At 61.2% G+C, this 14,335-nt stretch carries 15 protein-coding genes; 5 read left to right on the top strand and 10 right to left on the bottom strand.

What is annotated here, in order from left to right:
• A complete protein-coding gene (gene bamC / locus BW992_RS26580; protein ID WP_076407300.1) occupies positions 1–1,116 on the bottom strand; it encodes an outer membrane protein assembly factor BamC in 1,116 nt (371 codons plus the stop codon).
• A 17-nt stretch (positions 1,117–1,133) separates the two neighbouring features.
• Positions 1,134–2,012 carry a 4-hydroxy-tetrahydrodipicolinate synthase gene (gene dapA / locus BW992_RS26585; RefSeq protein WP_072398697.1) on the bottom strand — a complete coding sequence of 293 codons (879 nt, stop codon included), beginning with the start codon at positions 2,010–2,012 and terminating at the stop codon, positions 1,134–1,136.
• Between the two features lie 317 nt (positions 2,013–2,329).
• Between dapA and BW992_RS26590 the strand changes: the two genes are divergently transcribed.
• Both BW992_RS26590 and BW992_RS26595 read left to right on the top strand, forming a co-directional pair.
• Positions 2,330–2,890 carry a glycine cleavage system protein R gene (locus BW992_RS26590; protein ID WP_003184325.1) on the top strand — a complete coding sequence of 187 codons (561 nt, stop codon included), beginning with the start codon at positions 2,330–2,332 and terminating at the stop codon, positions 2,888–2,890.
• A 10-nt stretch (positions 2,891–2,900) separates the two neighbouring features.
• The gene (locus BW992_RS26595) at positions 2,901–3,374 is read left to right on the top strand and encodes a peroxiredoxin (RefSeq protein ID WP_072398696.1); all 474 of its coding nucleotides are present in this window, start codon (positions 2,901–2,903) and stop codon (positions 3,372–3,374) included.
• Between the two features lie 124 nt (positions 3,375–3,498).
• On the opposite strand, the gene BW992_RS26600 is transcribed toward BW992_RS26595, so the two are convergent.
• Together BW992_RS26600 and BW992_RS26605 are read right to left on the bottom strand one after the other, a co-directional pair.
• Positions 3,499–4,569 (bottom strand): AI-2E family transporter, encoded by a 1,071-nt coding sequence (locus tag BW992_RS26600; protein WP_072398695.1) that lies wholly within the window; start codon positions 4,567–4,569, stop codon positions 3,499–3,501.
• Between the two features lie 32 nt (positions 4,570–4,601).
• The gene (locus tag BW992_RS26605; RefSeq protein WP_072398694.1) at positions 4,602–4,841 is read right to left on the bottom strand and encodes a sulfurtransferase TusA family protein; all 240 of its coding nucleotides are present in this window, start codon (positions 4,839–4,841) and stop codon (positions 4,602–4,604) included.
• Between the two features lie 237 nt (positions 4,842–5,078).
• Between BW992_RS26605 and BW992_RS26610 the strand changes: the two genes are divergently transcribed.
• Complete coding sequence (locus BW992_RS26610; protein ID WP_076407301.1) at positions 5,079–6,512, top strand: M48 family metalloprotease; 1,434 nt, start codon at positions 5,079–5,081, stop codon at positions 6,510–6,512.
• Between the two features lie 62 nt (positions 6,513–6,574).
• On the opposite strand, the gene BW992_RS26615 is transcribed toward BW992_RS26610, so the two are convergent.
• The 4 genes from BW992_RS26615 to rpoE all read right to left on the bottom strand — a co-directional run bounded on the left by BW992_RS26615 (position 6,575) and on the right by rpoE (position 10,392).
• Positions 6,575–8,002 (bottom strand): DegQ family serine endoprotease, encoded by a 1,428-nt coding sequence (locus BW992_RS26615; protein WP_072398692.1) that lies wholly within the window; start codon positions 8,000–8,002, stop codon positions 6,575–6,577.
• 235 nt (positions 8,003–8,237) lie between these two features.
• Positions 8,238–9,182: a MucB/RseB C-terminal domain-containing protein gene (locus BW992_RS26620; RefSeq protein WP_076407302.1), complete on the bottom strand. Its 945-nt coding sequence runs from the start codon at positions 9,180–9,182 to the stop codon at positions 8,238–8,240.
• Positions 9,183–9,192: 10 nt separating this feature from the next.
• The gene (locus tag BW992_RS26625) at positions 9,193–9,780 is read right to left on the bottom strand and encodes a sigma-E factor negative regulatory protein (RefSeq protein ID WP_072398690.1); all 588 of its coding nucleotides are present in this window, start codon (positions 9,778–9,780) and stop codon (positions 9,193–9,195) included.
• A gap of 30 nt (positions 9,781–9,810) precedes the next feature.
• Positions 9,811–10,392 carry an RNA polymerase sigma factor RpoE gene (gene rpoE, locus BW992_RS26630; RefSeq protein ID WP_003172477.1) on the bottom strand — a complete coding sequence of 194 codons (582 nt, stop codon included), beginning with the start codon at positions 10,390–10,392 and terminating at the stop codon, positions 9,811–9,813.
• Between the two features lie 562 nt (positions 10,393–10,954).
• Here rpoE and nadB point away from each other — a divergent pair.
• Positions 10,955–12,571: an L-aspartate oxidase gene (nadB, locus tag BW992_RS26635; RefSeq protein WP_072398689.1), complete on the top strand. Its 1,617-nt coding sequence runs from the start codon at positions 10,955–10,957 to the stop codon at positions 12,569–12,571.
• On the opposite strand, the gene BW992_RS26640 is transcribed toward nadB, so the two are convergent.
• Together BW992_RS26640 and BW992_RS26645 are read right to left on the bottom strand one after the other, a co-directional pair.
• Positions 12,540–12,992, bottom strand: coding sequence for a protein YgfX (locus tag BW992_RS26640; RefSeq protein WP_072431920.1), 453 nt, complete (start codon positions 12,990–12,992; stop codon positions 12,540–12,542). The genes nadB and BW992_RS26640 overlap by 32 nt on opposite strands.
• Complete coding sequence (locus BW992_RS26645) at positions 12,976–13,230, bottom strand: FAD assembly factor SdhE (protein WP_072398687.1); 255 nt, start codon at positions 13,228–13,230, stop codon at positions 12,976–12,978. Before BW992_RS26645 ends, BW992_RS26640 begins: the two co-directional genes overlap by 17 nt.
• Positions 13,231–13,380: 150 nt before the next feature.
• Between BW992_RS26645 and ygfZ the strand changes: the two genes are divergently transcribed.
• A complete protein-coding gene (gene ygfZ, locus BW992_RS26650; protein ID WP_076407303.1) occupies positions 13,381–14,322 on the top strand; it encodes a CAF17-like 4Fe-4S cluster assembly/insertion protein YgfZ in 942 nt (313 codons plus the stop codon).
• Positions 14,323–14,335 lie beyond the last annotated feature (13 nt).

Here is a 14,335-nt window from a genome sequence, read left to right on the forward strand (position 1 = left end):
TCAGCCCAGGTTGTCCTGAATCACGCTCAACACCTTGCGGGCCACATCGGCCGGCGCCACGGTGTTGATGTTCTTCTCGACCGTCACCTGGACGTTGTCGCCCACCTTGCTCAGGCGAACCTGATAGCGCTCAGCACGGGCTTCGATTTCTTCCTTGTCCGGCTTGCTACCGAACAGGCCACTGAAGAAGCCGGGCTTCTCGTCTGGCTTGTCGGCTTTTTCGGCGAGGTTGATGTAGTACAGGCCCAGGCTGCGGTTGATGTCTTCGACCCGCCATTCGCCCTGCTCCAGCGCACGCCCCACACTGGACCAGGCACGGTCCAGGTCGGAACCGACGTTGAGCACCGGGTTGCCGCTGCCGTCTTCACTCAGGCTGACTAGGCTCGGCGTGTCGAAATCACGGGAGGCCAGCATCGAGACCGAACCGCCCTGTTCGGCGGAGCGGCTCATGCTGGCGAGCATGTCGTCCACCAGCGCAGCGTCGAGGCCGGTATTGACCGAACGGTTGGTGAATGCCACGTCGGCGGTGCTGCCGGCGGGACGCTCGGCGCTGACCACGTAGACTTCACTGGTGTTGCGCTGGACGCCAGGCTCGATGCGCACGCGAACGCGGGTTTCGCTGTCGGAGCCGACGCCGGCGGCGCCCAGGCGCTTGCCCATGGCGGCGGACAGCTCATCGGCACGTTGCCAGGATGTGGTGAATTCGCCGGTCTGCGGACGCTGTTCGTCCAGGCGGAAACCGTTGTCCTGGAAGAACTGGATCGCCACGGGCCAGACTTCGGCCGGCGGGTGCTGGGCCATGACCCAGCGAGTATCGCCGCTCTTCTGCAGGGTGTAGTCGCTGGCATCGGCCACGGCCGACAGGGGTTGTGGACGCGGGACGACGTACTCGCCCTTGACGCTGTCGTCAGCCACGTTGCGCGGGATCGGCAACAGCGGATCCAGGCGCTTGGCGACGTGGACATCCGGCGGCAGTTGCATCGGTGCAGTCTGTTGTGCGCTGAGGTAATCGCTACCACGGTCGCGGAAATAACCTTCCGGCCCCCAGATCCACCCGCAGCCACTGGTGCTGGAGATAATCAAGGCAAGTGCGGAAAGTCCGGCCATTCGCTTCATGCGTTGTACTTCCTCAATTAAACCAGGACGCCGGACTGGCGCATGGCCTGCCGCAGCGGTTCTTGACAGGTATTGCTGAGCCAGGTGAGCGGCAGGCGAATGCCCTCCTGCATCAGGCCCATTTCCACCAGCGCCCATTTCACCGGGATCGGGTTGGCTTCGATGAACAGGTCCCTGTGCAACGGCATCAGTTTTTCGTTGATTGCCCGAGCGGTGGTGGCGTCGCCCTTGAGTGCCGCCTCGCACATGTCGGCCATTTCCCGGGGAGCGACGTTGGCGGTAACGGAGATGTTGCCCTTGCCACCCATCAGGATCAGTTCGACCGCCGTCGGATCATCGCCGGACAGCAGGATGAAATCCTTGTCCACGCCATCGAGGATGGCCTTGGCGCGCTTGAGGTCGCCGGTGGCTTCCTTGATGCCGATGATGTTCGGGATGGTGGAGAGACGAATCACGGTCTCGGCCTGCATGTCGCAGGAGGTGCGGCCGGGAACGTTATAGAGGATCTGCGGGATATCGACCGCTTCGGCAATGTGCTTGAAGTGCTGGTACAGGCCTTCCTGGGTCGGCTTGTTGTAGTACGGGACCACCAGCAGGCAGGCATCAGCGCCGGCTTCCTTGGCGTTGCGGGTCAGCTCGACGGCTTCGCGGGTCGAGTTGGCGCCGGTGCCGGCGATCACCGGAATGCGCCCGTCGACCTGCTTGACCACGGCCCGGATGACTTCGATATGTTCATTGACGTCGAGGGTCGCCGACTCGCCGGTGGTGCCGACGGCGACGATGGCATGGGTACCGTTTTCAAGGTGGAAGTCCACGAGTTTGCTGAGGCTGACCCAGTCAAGACGCCCTTGTGCATCCATGGGTGTGACCAGTGCCACCATACTGCCCGCAATCATGAAACCGCTCCTGCCGGAAAAAGAGAGCCGTAATGGTACTGGCGCCAAGATGCTTGTACAAGCGAACTCCCATTCCCCTTGGCGATGGTTTTCGCTACCCTTCAGACTTTGATCGGTACCGATAAGCTCATATGCCGGTTCCCAGCCTCCGTTTTCGTCGCCACAAGCCCCGATCCTGCGTTTGCCCTGGTGCATTTCCCGTTGTTGCGGAACGCAAGGCAATCCCAGGCACAGGGCTTGAGCCGTTCGGTTTTCGTGGGCAGGGCATCGTGTCGAGTGACAAAGGTCCCGACCGCTCATCGCTTTAGGAATGCTGCATGTCCACCCCCACAGTCCGCGAACAATTCCTTGTTATCAGTGCCCTTGGCGCCAACCCCATGGAGCTGACTAACGTCCTGTGCCGCGCCAGCCATGAAAACCGCTGCGCCGTCGTGACCTCACGCCTGACCCGTCACGGCGAATGCAGTGCGCTCGTGCTTGAGATCTCTGGCAGCTGGGACGCCCTGGCCCGCCTGGAAGGCAGCCTGCCGGTGCTGGCCAAGAAGCATGCCTTCACCGTCAACGTGGTGCGCAGCGCAGCCCTGGAAAACCGTCCCCAGGCCCTGCCCTACGTGGCTTATGTGAGTTCGGCCTATCGCCCGGACATCATCAATGAGCTGTGCCAGTTCTTCATGGACCATCACGTCGAGCTGGAAAACCTGACCTGTGACACCTACCAGGCTCCGCAGACCGGCGGCACCATGCTCAATGCCACGTTCACCGTGACGCTGCCGGCCGGCACCCAGATCAGTTGGCTGCGCGATCAGTTCCTGGACTTCGCCGATGCGATGAACCTGGATGCGCTGATCGAACCGTGGCGCCCACAAAACCCAATGTAAGGAAGCGTTCATGGCCGTTGCCGTCGACCAGCCGGTTACCGATTTCCAGGCGCCCGCCACCAGCGGGCAGACCGTCAGCCTCGCCGCCCTGAAAGGCAAGCAGGTGGTGATCTATTTCTATCCGAAGGACAGCACGCCGGGCTGCACCACCGAAGGCCAGGGCTTTCGCGATCAATACGCACAGTTCCAGGCGGCCAACACCGAAGTATTCGGCGTGTCCCGGGACAGCCTCAAGTCCCACGAGAACTTCAAGTGCAAACAGGAGTTTCCGTTCGAGCTCATCAGCGACAAGGACGAAGCCGTCTGCCAGTTGTTCGATGTAATCAAGCTGAAAAAGCTGTACGGCAAGGAGTACCTGGGCGTCGATCGCAGCACGTTCCTGATCGACAAGGATGGCGTGCTGCGCCAGGAGTGGCGCGGCGTTAAGGTGCCAGGGCATGTGGATGCGGTACTGGCGGCGGCTCAGGCACTGAACAAGGCCTGAAGTTTTTTGGCGCCAGCGCCGACGCCTTGGTGAGCAGGCTCCCCCCACAGAGGATTGTTCAACAACATGAATCCGTGTGGGAGCGAGCCTGCTCGCGATGAAGCCATCCGCCTCACATCAGTAGCTACAACAACGGCGCGACAACCGGCTCCTTGCTCGGCCAGGCATCCAGCACTGCTTTGATCAGGGTCGCCAGGGGAATCGCGAAGAACACTCCCCAGAACCCCCACAGCCCACCAAACAGCAGCACCGCGCAGATGATCGCCACCGGATGCAGGTTGACCGCTTCGGAGAACAGCAGCGGCACCAGCACATTGCCGTCCAGTGTCTGGATGATCCCGTAGACCGCCATCAGGTAGATGAACTGATCGCTCCACCCCCATTGGAACAGAGCGATCAATGCCACCGGCACAGTCACCACCACGGTGCCGACATAGGGCACCACCACCGAAATGCCCACCAGCAACGCCAGCAATGCGGCGTAATTGAGCCCCAGCGCCACGAAGCCGATATAGGTCACCCCACCGCAGATGAAGATCTCGATGACCTTCCCACGGATGTAATTGGCAATCTGGCGATTCATTTCCTGGGCGACCCGAGTAATCAGCGTCCGCTCACGGGGCAGGTAGCCGAGCACCCAGCGCCCGATCGTTTCCCGGTCCTTGAGGAAGAAAAACACCAGGATCGGCACCAGCACCAGGTAAATCATGACGTTCACCAACAGCGGCAGGCTGGACAACGAAAATGTCAGCGCCCACTGACCGAACTTGCCGATCTCGCCGCGCAGCACTTCGATGGCCTGCAGGACCTGCTCATCGGACACCAGGTGCGGATAGCGCTCAGGAAGCAGCAACAGCAGGGACTGCCATTTGGCGAGCATGCCGGGCAGCTCGTTGAACAGCGTCACCAACTGATGCCAGAGCAGCGGCACGACCACCACGACGAATACCACCAGCAACCCCATGAACAGGGCGAATACCAGACCCACTGCCACGCTGCCAGGCAACCGCAAGCGTTCGAGTGTCGTGACCAGCCCCTGCATCAGGTAGGCCAGCACCATCCCCGCCAGCACCGGCGCCAGCATGCCGCCCAGGGTGAGCACCGCCGTAAAGGCCAGGAATAGCAGCACGGCCAGCACCACGGCCTCTTCGTCAGAGAAATAGCGCTGAATCCAGTCACGTAACACTTTGAACATCAACAATCCTTATGAGCCGCCGGCTGTTTTTTTCAGGCCTTCTTGAGCCAGTAACGGAAGACGCCGTTATCGTCTTCCTCGTGCAGCAGCGTATGACCGGCCAGTCGGGCGAAGGTGCGGAAATCACGCTGGGAGCCCGCGTCCGTGGCAGTAACCTTGAGCACGGCACCGCTGGCCAGGCGATTGAGTTCCAGCTTGGCCTTGAGCAACGGCAACGGGCAATTCAGGCCGCTGGCGTCCAGCTCGGCATCGTGGGCTACAGCATCGGTCATCGGTTCACTCCGCAACAGGTCGTTTGGCCGCCCGTTTTTCTTGAAAAGCCGCCGGGTGACGATCAACGAGGCGACAACAGGCGAGGAAGCGCAGTCTACTGGTTGTAAATGAGCATTCCGAGCCCGTTTTCAACGCAACATGATCGTGGCGCAGACACTTTTCGACAGAATCAGAATATCTGGTCCAGCGCCCGGTGTCCGGCTACAGTAGGGTCTTTGTCAACTAAGGCTTCGTGCATGACATTTCTGCGCCCCACCCTGCTGACGCTCGCTTGCCTGCTTGCCTCACCAGGCTTCGCCGACGACCTGCCGTCACTTGGCGACGCCAGTTCTGCCATCGTCTCGCCGGAACAGGAACACCAGCTGGGTCGCGCCTGGCTGGCTTTGCTGCGCAGCCAGGTCGCGCAACTCAACGATCCGCAACTCAAGGACTATGTCGAGACCAGCGTCTACAAGCTGGTGGAAACCAGCCAGGTCAACGACCGGCGCCTGGAGTTCATCCTGATCAACAGCCCCCAGCTCAACGCCTTCGCCGCACCAGGGGGAATCGTCGGGGTCAACGGCGGCCTGTTCCTCAATGCCCAGACCGAAGGCGAATATGCCTCGGTCATGGCCCACGAACTGGCGCACTTGTCGCAACGCCACTTTGCCCGCGGCGTCGAAGCCCAGCAGCGCATACAGGTGCCCATGATGGCAGCGCTGCTGACCGGCATCGTGATTGCCGCTGCCGGCGGTGGAGATGCGGGAATCGCAGCCATCGCCGGGACCCAGGCGGCGGCCATCCAGGAACAACGGCGCTTTTCCCGCCAGAACGAACAGGAAGCCGACCGCATCGGCATCCTGAACCTGGAAAAGGCTGGCTATGACCCACGCGCCATGCCGACCATGTTCGAACGTCTGATGCGTCAATACCGCTTCGATGCCAGGCCACCGGAATTCCTGCTGACCCACCCGGTGACCGAGTCCCGGATCGCCGACACGCGCAACCGCGCCGAGCAGGCCAGGCCAGGCGGCATCGAAGACAGCATGCGCTACCAATTGATTCGCGCGCGGGTCCAATTGATCTACGAGGAAACCCCGGGCCTAGGCGCCAAGCGCTTCCGGGCGCAACTGGATGAAAACCCGAAGAACGACGTGGCCCGCTATGGCCTGGCGATCGCCCAGATCAAGGGTGGCCAGTTGAATGAAGCCCGGGAGAATCTCAAGCCGCTGCTGGCCAAGTCCCCCGACGAGATCATCTACAACCTGGCCCAGACGGACCTGGACATTACCAGCAACCGACTGGCGGATGCCCAGTCACGCGTCGACCGGTTGCTGCGGCAATACCCCGCCAACTATCCGCTCAACCAGGTGCGCGTCGACCTGCTGCTCAAGCAGAACCGTCCCGCCGATGCCGAGAAGGCCTTGGAAACACTGCTCAAGACCCGCCCGGACGATCCCGACGTCTGGTACATGGTGGCCGAGACCCGCGGCCTGTCCGGCAACATCATCGGCTTGCACCAGGCCCGCGCCGAGTACTTCGCCCTGGTGGGCGACTATCGCCAGGCCATCCAGCAACTGGATTTCGCCAAGCGGCGTGCCGGCACCAACTTCCCGTTGTCGTCACGTATCGACGCCCGGCAACGCGAGCTCATGGAGCAGGAGCGCATGGTCAAGGACATGATGGGCTGAGTTTTCCCGCAGACAAAAAAACCGCCTCTTTCGAGGCGGTTTTTCGTTGCGCCGCTAACCGGTCATTCGGCCAGCTTGAAGGTGATGAAGCTCGCACGTCCCTGACGCAGGACACGCATCGAGACCGAGCGATTCTTCGGCAGCGCATTGGCGATATCGGTGAATTGCTTGGCGGAACTGATGGCCTGGTTGTTCAGGTGAGTGATGATGTCGCCTGGCTGCAGGCCGATCAGGGCGGCAGGACCGTCCTGTACTTCCTTGATCACCACACCACCCTGGAGCTCCAGGGTTCGCTTCTGCTCGGCCGTAAGCTCGACCACTGCCACCCCCAGGCGATTGCTGCTGCGCTCGATGCCGGATTTTGGCTGCGACTCCAGCTCCGCGCCTTCTTCCGGGATGGCGCCGACGGTCAGTTCGACGTTCTTGCGCTTACCTTCGCGGATCACTTCCAGGTTGGCCTTGGCACCGGCCTTCAACGCACCGACCAGGTGTGGCAGGTCAGCGGACATGATGATCGGCTGGTCATTGAGCTTCAGGATGACGTCGCCCACCTGCAGACCGCCCTTGGCGGCCGGACCGCCCTCCTGGATCTGCGCTACCAGCGCACCGGCAGGCTTCTCCAGCCCGAAGGACTCCGCCAGGTCCTTGTTCACTTCCTGAATGACTACGCCCAACCAGCCACGGCTGACCTTGCCCTCGCTTTTGAGCTGGTTCGATACGTCCATGGCAACGTCGATCGGAATCGCGAAGGACACCCCCATGAATCCGCCTGAACGAGTGTAGATCTGGGAGTTGATGCCCACCACTTCACCGTCGAGGTTGAACAGCGGGCCACCGGAGTTGCCCGGGTTGATCGGCACGTCGGTCTGGATGAACGGAACGTAGTTTTCGTTCGGCAGGCTGCGACCGATGGCACTGACGATGCCCTGGGTCACGGTGTGGTCGAAGCCGAACGGTGAACCGATGGCCACCACCCACTGGCCAGCCTTCAGGTTCTGGGACTTGCCGAGCTTGAGCACCGGCAGGTCCTTGCCTTCGATTTTCAGCAGCGCCACGTCGGAACGTGGATCGGTGCCGACCAGCTTGGCCTTCAATTCGCTGCGATCGGCCAGGCGCACCAGGATTTCGTCGGCGTCGGCGATCACATGGTTATTGGTCAGGATGTAACCGTCCGGAGAAATGATGAAGCCCGAGCCCAGGGACTGTGCCTCACGCTGACGACCACCGCCGGGGGAGCGTGGCTGGGGCATCCCGCGCTCGAAGAATTCGCGCAACATGGGCGGCAAACCTTCCAGATCCGGCATCTGCGGATCCGATACACGGCGATCCGGCAGTTTCTGGGTCGTACTGATGTTCACCACCGCAGGAGAAGCCTCCTCGACCAGGTGGGTGAAGTCAGGCAAATCGGCCGCCATGGCGGGAACGCCCTGACCGAGCACCAGCACAGTGGCGAAAATGGATAGATAGGTTTTCAAGCGTGGTATCGACATACGGCTCCCGTTACGACGAGCAGGGTTAAGCGATATGGAGCAAGGAATACCAGTTGGAAAAAGGCGCCGGTATTTTTGTTCCGGAAAAACAGGCAAGGCCAGAGCCGAGCGGCTCTGACCTAATAGAAAAAAAACAGAAGTTTTGCAAATTAAAATGCTGACATGAAGTTTCGGCATTTCGATCAGCCCCCGGCCTGGCTGGCCTCTGGCATGATCGAGCCACCGAAGCGGCCCATTATTGGGTCGCCGTGGCGTCTGAACGCATGGACAGCGCGATCCGTTCGGCCGTACCGATAGGGATCTCGCCGACCACCGTCACCATCATTTCGCCCTGGGGCGTGGTGAGGCGACGAGAAACGGCCGCCGTTGGCCCGAGCTGGGTACGGGTATCGGTGACGGTAGCGCCGTTCAGGGGCTCGAGGAATACCGAGAAACGTGCCAGGCCGTCGTCATACATCAGGCTGTTGACCTGCACATTGGTATCCGGATCCTTGCGCACGTTACTGCTGGTCAATTCGAAGCCCGGTGGTAGCCAGTCCGAATGCCAGGCAGCCTTCACCGCAGTGGACTTGTCGGCACTTTGCACCACCGCCTTGCAGTCGGCGCTGGCCTGCAGGTCGTTTTCCGATGGCACGCCGGTATTCAAGCGCGTGAACTGGAAACGCTCCAGCAACTGCCCCTTGTCATTGAGCAACAGGGACTTGAGCGGCAAGCCGGTTTCTTTATCCAGATGCAGTTCGAAAGCGTACCGATGCTGGTCTCTGGGTGTCAGGGAGATGATCACAGCCGGTCGCCCGGCCACGCGCGACCTTCCCACTACGGCAAGGTCGTACCAATTCTTGAGTTTTTGCGGATCGAGCGCACGTGCAGTGCCTTCAGCATTTCCCAACCCCGGCGCCAGAGCACCGCTGACGCATTGTGTGCGTCCGTCAACACGCAGGACCTCCTGTGCGGAACCATCCTGCTGGAGCAACCGTTCGCGGACTTTACCGTCCTGGACACGGTGCCAGATGTTATGAGTGGAAAAGCTGCCGTTGCGCTCGTAAACGAAAGTACCCTGGAAACTTTGCTGTTGCTCGGCCTGGCCCAAACGATTCAACCAGTCCTGGGCTTCATCGGCATGGGCTGGAACAGCGCACCAGCCACCCAGCAGAAGCGTGAATAGAGGTATGGCGCGCAAGAGTCCTTCCTTAACGATTTTCCAGGCTAGCGGCACGAGCGTAAGGCAGCGCGCTTTCGGTACCTTTCAGCGCAGCCTGCTGGGCATGCTGACGCAGGTAGCTGGGCAGACGCTGGTCATGCCAGCCTGGCTGGCCTTGCAGAACACCGTTGACCATCGGGCCGGCGGTTTCCGAACCTTCGCTGTAGCCGGCCAGTACCGCAGGTCCCTTGACCTGTGGAGCGGCCAAGCCTGGCTGGCTGGACTGTTGCGCCATCTGGACACCGGCGATTTCATCCTGGTTGTACAGGCGAACACCGGCCAGGACGGCGACGGTAACCGACGCGGCAACGGCCAGGCGACCCAGGCTGCGCCATGGACCGCGGGAAGCTTTAGCCGGTACGGCTTCGTCAGCCAATGCAGCAGAAACGGCCGCAGCGATATCCAGACGCGGAAGCAGCAGGTCCTTGTGCATCACAGCCCGGGCGATCTGGTAACGAGCCCAGGTCTCACGGGTTTCAACATCGTCGAAGGCATTCAATACCCGACGCAATTCCAGTTCGTCCGCTTCGTTATCCATCACTGCGGACAGCGATTCCTGCAGGGCTTCACGACTCATGGCGTTCCTCTCTTGGCTGTCGCCGCTGTCTCAGTTTTCCTGCAACAAAGGCTGCAGGGCTTTATCGATGGCCTCCCGAGCGCGGAAAATCCGGGAGCGCACGGTACCCACCGGACACTGCATGACGCTGGCAATGTCCTCGTAACTCAGACCGTCGAATTCACGTAAAGTTAACGCCGTACGCAAATCTTCAGGCAATTGCTGGATGGTGCGATGGACGGTGCCCTCGATCTCATCCCGCAGCAACGCTCGTTCCGGTGATTCGAGGTCCTTGAGGCCGTGATCGCCATCGTAGAACTCCGCGTCTTCAGAACTCACATCGCTATCCGGCGGCCGGCGGCCGCGTGAAACCAGATAGTTTTTCGCCGTGTTGATGGCGATGCGGTAAAGCCACGTGTAAAACGCGCTATCGCCGCGAAAATTACCAAGTGCGCGGTAGGCCTTGATGAAGGCTTCCTGAGCGACATCCTGGGCTTCATGGGTGTCGTGCACGAACCGCACGATCAACCCGAGAATTTTGTGCTGGTATTTCAGCACTAGCAGATCGAAAGCTCGCTTGTCGCCACGCTGAACGCGCTCGACCAGCTGCTGATCCTCTTCCTGGGTTAGCATGAACACTCCTCGATAAGCTCGAAGGAGGCTTGCATGGCTAATTGTCCGGGCTTGCAAACATAGACTCGGGCTTTTCGCAAAAGTTCTCCCCCTTCAAAGCAAGTTTCCGACGCGCTCTGATCCCGGCACGCACGAAAAACGCAGCGCGAGATTTCCCTCGGCTGCGCGAATAATCTGTCGCCGGGTCTGCCGGCAAAGACTCGAATCGAAATCTTGCACCAACCCGACGCTGCTCCCTTCTGCAGACAACCGTCTATTGAACCTGGCCGGCTGACAAAAGTTCCCGCTATTTATAGCCATTCAAAACGGACATCGAGCAACCATGTGTAGATAAACCGCCTTATATCCTCGAAAAGGCAGGCTTGTCGCCCTGCGGCGAAAACCGTGACCCGACGAAGCGTGTCGCTTTTTCTGTCACGCTGGTTTCACATTGCCATGAATGCCCGGCTATTGTGCCGATCCCCCCCTCTATATACTAGTGGGCTGCGTGGCTGCCTGACCCGTTGAAGCGGATGTCTTGCGCCAACCCCGACCCGGGTCGCTTTGAGCGGAAACCTTTCGAATGAGCCAACAGTATCAACACGATGTTCTGGTAATCGGCAGCGGTGCCGCCGGACTGAGCCTTGCCCTGACATTGCCCCAGCATTTGCGCATCGCAGTGCTGAGCAAAGGCGACCTGGCCAACGGCTCGACATTCTGGGCCCAGGGCGGCGTCGCAGCCGTACTGGACGACACCGATACCATTGAATCCCACGTCGAGGACACCCTCAACGCCGGCGGCGGCCTGTGCAACCCGGAAGCGGTACGTTTCACCGTCGAGCACAGCCGGGAAGCCATCCAGTGGCTGATCGACCAGGGCGTGCCGTTTACCCGGGACGAGCACTCCGGCACCGAAGACGGCGGTTTTGAGTTCCACCTGACCCGTGAAGGCGGCCACAGTCATCGGCGCATCATCCATGCAGCCGATGCCACCGGCGCGGCGATTTTCAAGACCCTGCTGGCCCAGGCACGTCAACGGCCCAATATCGAACTGCTGGAACAGCGGGTCGCGATCGACCTGATCACCGAGAAACGCCTGGGCCTGGACGGCGACCGTTGCCTGGGTGCCTATGTGCTCAACCGTGGCACCGGCGAAGTCGATACCTACGGAGCCCGCTTCGTGATCCTGGCGTCCGGTGGCGCGGCGAAAGTCTACCTTTATACCAGCAACCCCGACGGTGCCTGCGGCGACGGCATCGCCATGGCCTGGCGCTCGGGCTGCCGGGTGGCGAACCTGGAGTTCAATCAGTTCCACCCCACCTGCCTGTACCATCCGCTGGCCAAGAGCTTCCTGATCACCGAAGCCCTGCGTGGCGAAGGCGCGCACCTGAAGCTGCCCAATGGCGAACGTTTCATGCCACGCTTCGACCCGCGCGCCGAACTGGCGCCAAGGGATATCGTCGCCCGGGCCATCGACCATGAAATGAAGCGCCTGGGTATCGACTGCGTCTACTTGGACATCAGCCACAAACCCGAAGCCTTCATCAAGAGCCATTTCCCGACGGTGTACGAGCGCTGCCTGGAATTCTCCATCGACATCACCAGGCAACCGATCCCGGTGGTGCCTGCCGCGCACTACACCTGCGGCGGTGTGATGGTCGACCAGCACGGCCGCACCGACGTGCCGGGCCTGTACGCCATCGGCGAAACCAGCTTCACCGGCCTGCACGGCGCCAACCGCATGGCCAGCAACTCATTGCTGGAATGCTTCGTCTACGCCCGCTCGGCCGCGGCGGACATTCTGGAACAGTTGCCCCGGATCGCCGCTCCCACCGCACTGCCCTCCTGGGACGCCAGCCAGGTCACCGACTCGGACGAAGACGTGATCATCGCCCACAACTGGGACGAACTGAGGCGCTTCATGTGGGACTACGTCGGCATCGTGCGTACCAACAAGCGCCTGCAGCGGGCCCAGCACCGGGTGCGCCTGCTGCTGGATGAAATCGATGAGTTCTACAGTAACTACAAAGTCAGCCGCGACCTGATCGAGCTGCGCAACCTGGCCCAGGTGGCGGAGCTGATGATCCGCTCGGCCATGGAGCGCAAGGAAAGCCGGGGCCTGCATTACACCCTCGACTACCCGAACCTGTTGCCTGAAGCGCTGGACACTATCCTGGTGCCGCCCACCTACGCCGACTGAACCTGAGCCGTACGCGCAGGCGCCGGTGCAGATCCGGTGCCAGCGCGTCTCGGGGCACGCAAATCGAGCGGACTCGCCGCTCACCCTTCAAGCGAAAGCGCAACACGACGATCAGTGGCAATGCCAGGCTGTCGGGACGCAACTGCACCGCCTGCCAGCCATCGGCGCGGTTCCAGAGTTGCCAGCCATCGAGGTCACGGCGCAACCCGCCAAAGGCCTGGCGATGGCTCAACAGCAGATGACGCGGCACCGTCCAGGCACCATGGGCCAGGCACACCGCAACGCCAAGCGCTGCGAATCCGCTCGGTACAGACATCAGCAGTAACGAGCCCAGGGCGAACGCCTGGGCCAGGAGATAGGCCGCCAGCAACTGCCCGGAGGCTCGCCAGCGGCATTCGAAGTGGTTATTTGGGCTGGACACGGTCCAGAATCATCCGAACCATGCGTTGCAATTCCGGGTCGTCGGATTCACTGCGCTCCATGAACCAGCCGAACATGTCCTGATCCTCGCACTCGAGCAGGCGGACATAGCAGGCACGATCCACTTCGTTAAGGTGGGGATAGACCTCTTTGACGAATGGCACCAGCAATACATCAAGTTCGAGCATGCCGCGACGGCTATGCCAGTAGAGGCGATTCAGTTCTACATCTTCGACCATGGAGGGCTCCTCAAATAGAGCGCAAGTATACAGGCACGGCCACGGCGGAACAGACAGCTTTGGTCGGGCACGACCGATCCTTTGTGAACTACCCATTTCAAGGGCGCCCCCTTATGATGTCCATCAGACTTTTTTATCCTGCGATGACCCATGGCTGATTCCGCTTTTTTCTGCACCCTGTCCCACGAAGGCGTCCTCGCGGTTCGCGGCGTGGATGCCAGTAAATTCCTGCAGGGCCAATTGACCTGCAACCTCAACTACCTGAGCGACGAGCGGGCCAGCCTCGGCGCCCGCTGCACCCAGAAAGGCCGCATGCAGTCCAGCTTTCGCATCGTGCTCCAGGGCGACGGGGTGCTGATGGCAATGGCCACCGAACTGCTCGAGCCGCAGTTGGCGGACCTGAAGAAATACGCGGTATTTTCCAAGGCCAGGCTCACCGACGAAAGCGCGGCCTGGGTCCGCTTCGGCCTGGAAAATGCCGACACGGCGCTCGCCGGCCTGGGCCTCGAGCTACCGGCTGACGTTGACTGTGTAGCGCGTCATGAATCCCTGATTGCCATCCGCGTCTCCCCCGGCCGCGTCGAACTGTGGGCGCCCGCCGAACAGGCCGACGCGCTCAAGATCCGCCTGCGCGAAGTAGTGGCCGAAGCCGACCTGAACCCGTGGCTGCTGGGCCAGATACGCGCAGGCATCGGCCAGGTCATGCCGGCTACCCGTGAACTGTTCATACCCCAGATGCTCAACCTGCAGGCCATCGGTGGCGTGAGTTTCAAGAAAGGCTGCTACACCGGCCAGGAAATCGTTGCCCGCATGCAGTACCTGGGCAAGCTCAAGCGGCGCCTCTATCGCCTGCAACTGGACGCCAACGAATTGCCGGAACCGGGTACGGCGTTGTTTTCTCCCTCCCATGGCAGTTCCATCGGTGAAGTGGTGATCGCAGCCCGCGCCGAGCAAAATATTGAACTGCTGGCGGTGTTGCAGGCCGAAGCAGCAGAAGAGGGCAACGTGCACCTCGGGACGCTGGAAGGCCCGTCGCTGCAGTTGCTGGACCTGCCTTACGAACTGGACCGCGACCGCGAGATCCAGCGCTGATCGCAGCATTTGT

The organism is Pseudomonas sp. 7SR1 (assembly GCF_900156465.1).
In the GTDB taxonomy this organism is placed as follows: domain Bacteria; phylum Pseudomonadota; class Gammaproteobacteria; order Pseudomonadales; family Pseudomonadaceae; genus Aquipseudomonas.

What these genes read in the sequence shown, in the direction of transcription:
- BW992_RS26645 (WP_072398687.1), bottom strand. Translation starts at nt 13,230, where the DNA reads ATGGTCGAAGATGTAGAACTGAATCGCCTCTACTGGCATAGCCGTCGC.
- bamC (WP_076407300.1), bottom strand. Translation starts at nt 1,116, where the DNA reads ATGAAGCGAATGGCCGGACTTTCCGCACTTGCCTTGATTATCTCCAGC.
- ygfZ (WP_076407303.1), top strand. Translation starts at nt 13,381, where the DNA reads ATGGCTGATTCCGCTTTTTTCTGCACCCTGTCCCACGAAGGCGTCCTC.
- BW992_RS26610 (WP_076407301.1), top strand. Translation starts at nt 5,079, where the DNA reads ATGACATTTCTGCGCCCCACCCTGCTGACGCTCGCTTGCCTGCTTGCC.
- BW992_RS26600 (WP_072398695.1), bottom strand. Translation starts at nt 4,569, where the DNA reads ATGTTCAAAGTGTTACGTGACTGGATTCAGCGCTATTTCTCTGACGAA.
- rpoE (WP_003172477.1), bottom strand. Translation starts at nt 10,392, where the DNA reads ATGCTAACCCAGGAAGAGGATCAGCAGCTGGTCGAGCGCGTTCAGCGT.
- dapA (WP_072398697.1), bottom strand. Translation starts at nt 2,012, where the DNA reads ATGATTGCGGGCAGTATGGTGGCACTGGTCACACCCATGGATGCACAA.
- BW992_RS26615 (WP_072398692.1), bottom strand. Translation starts at nt 8,002, where the DNA reads ATGTCGATACCACGCTTGAAAACCTATCTATCCATTTTCGCCACTGTG.
- BW992_RS26625 (WP_072398690.1), bottom strand. Translation starts at nt 9,780, where the DNA reads ATGAGTCGTGAAGCCCTGCAGGAATCGCTGTCCGCAGTGATGGATAAC.
- BW992_RS26605 (WP_072398694.1), bottom strand. Translation starts at nt 4,841, where the DNA reads ATGACCGATGCTGTAGCCCACGATGCCGAGCTGGACGCCAGCGGCCTG.
- BW992_RS26590 (WP_003184325.1), top strand. Translation starts at nt 2,330, where the DNA reads ATGTCCACCCCCACAGTCCGCGAACAATTCCTTGTTATCAGTGCCCTT.
- nadB (WP_072398689.1), top strand. Translation starts at nt 10,955, where the DNA reads ATGAGCCAACAGTATCAACACGATGTTCTGGTAATCGGCAGCGGTGCC.
- BW992_RS26595 (WP_072398696.1), top strand. Translation starts at nt 2,901, where the DNA reads ATGGCCGTTGCCGTCGACCAGCCGGTTACCGATTTCCAGGCGCCCGCC.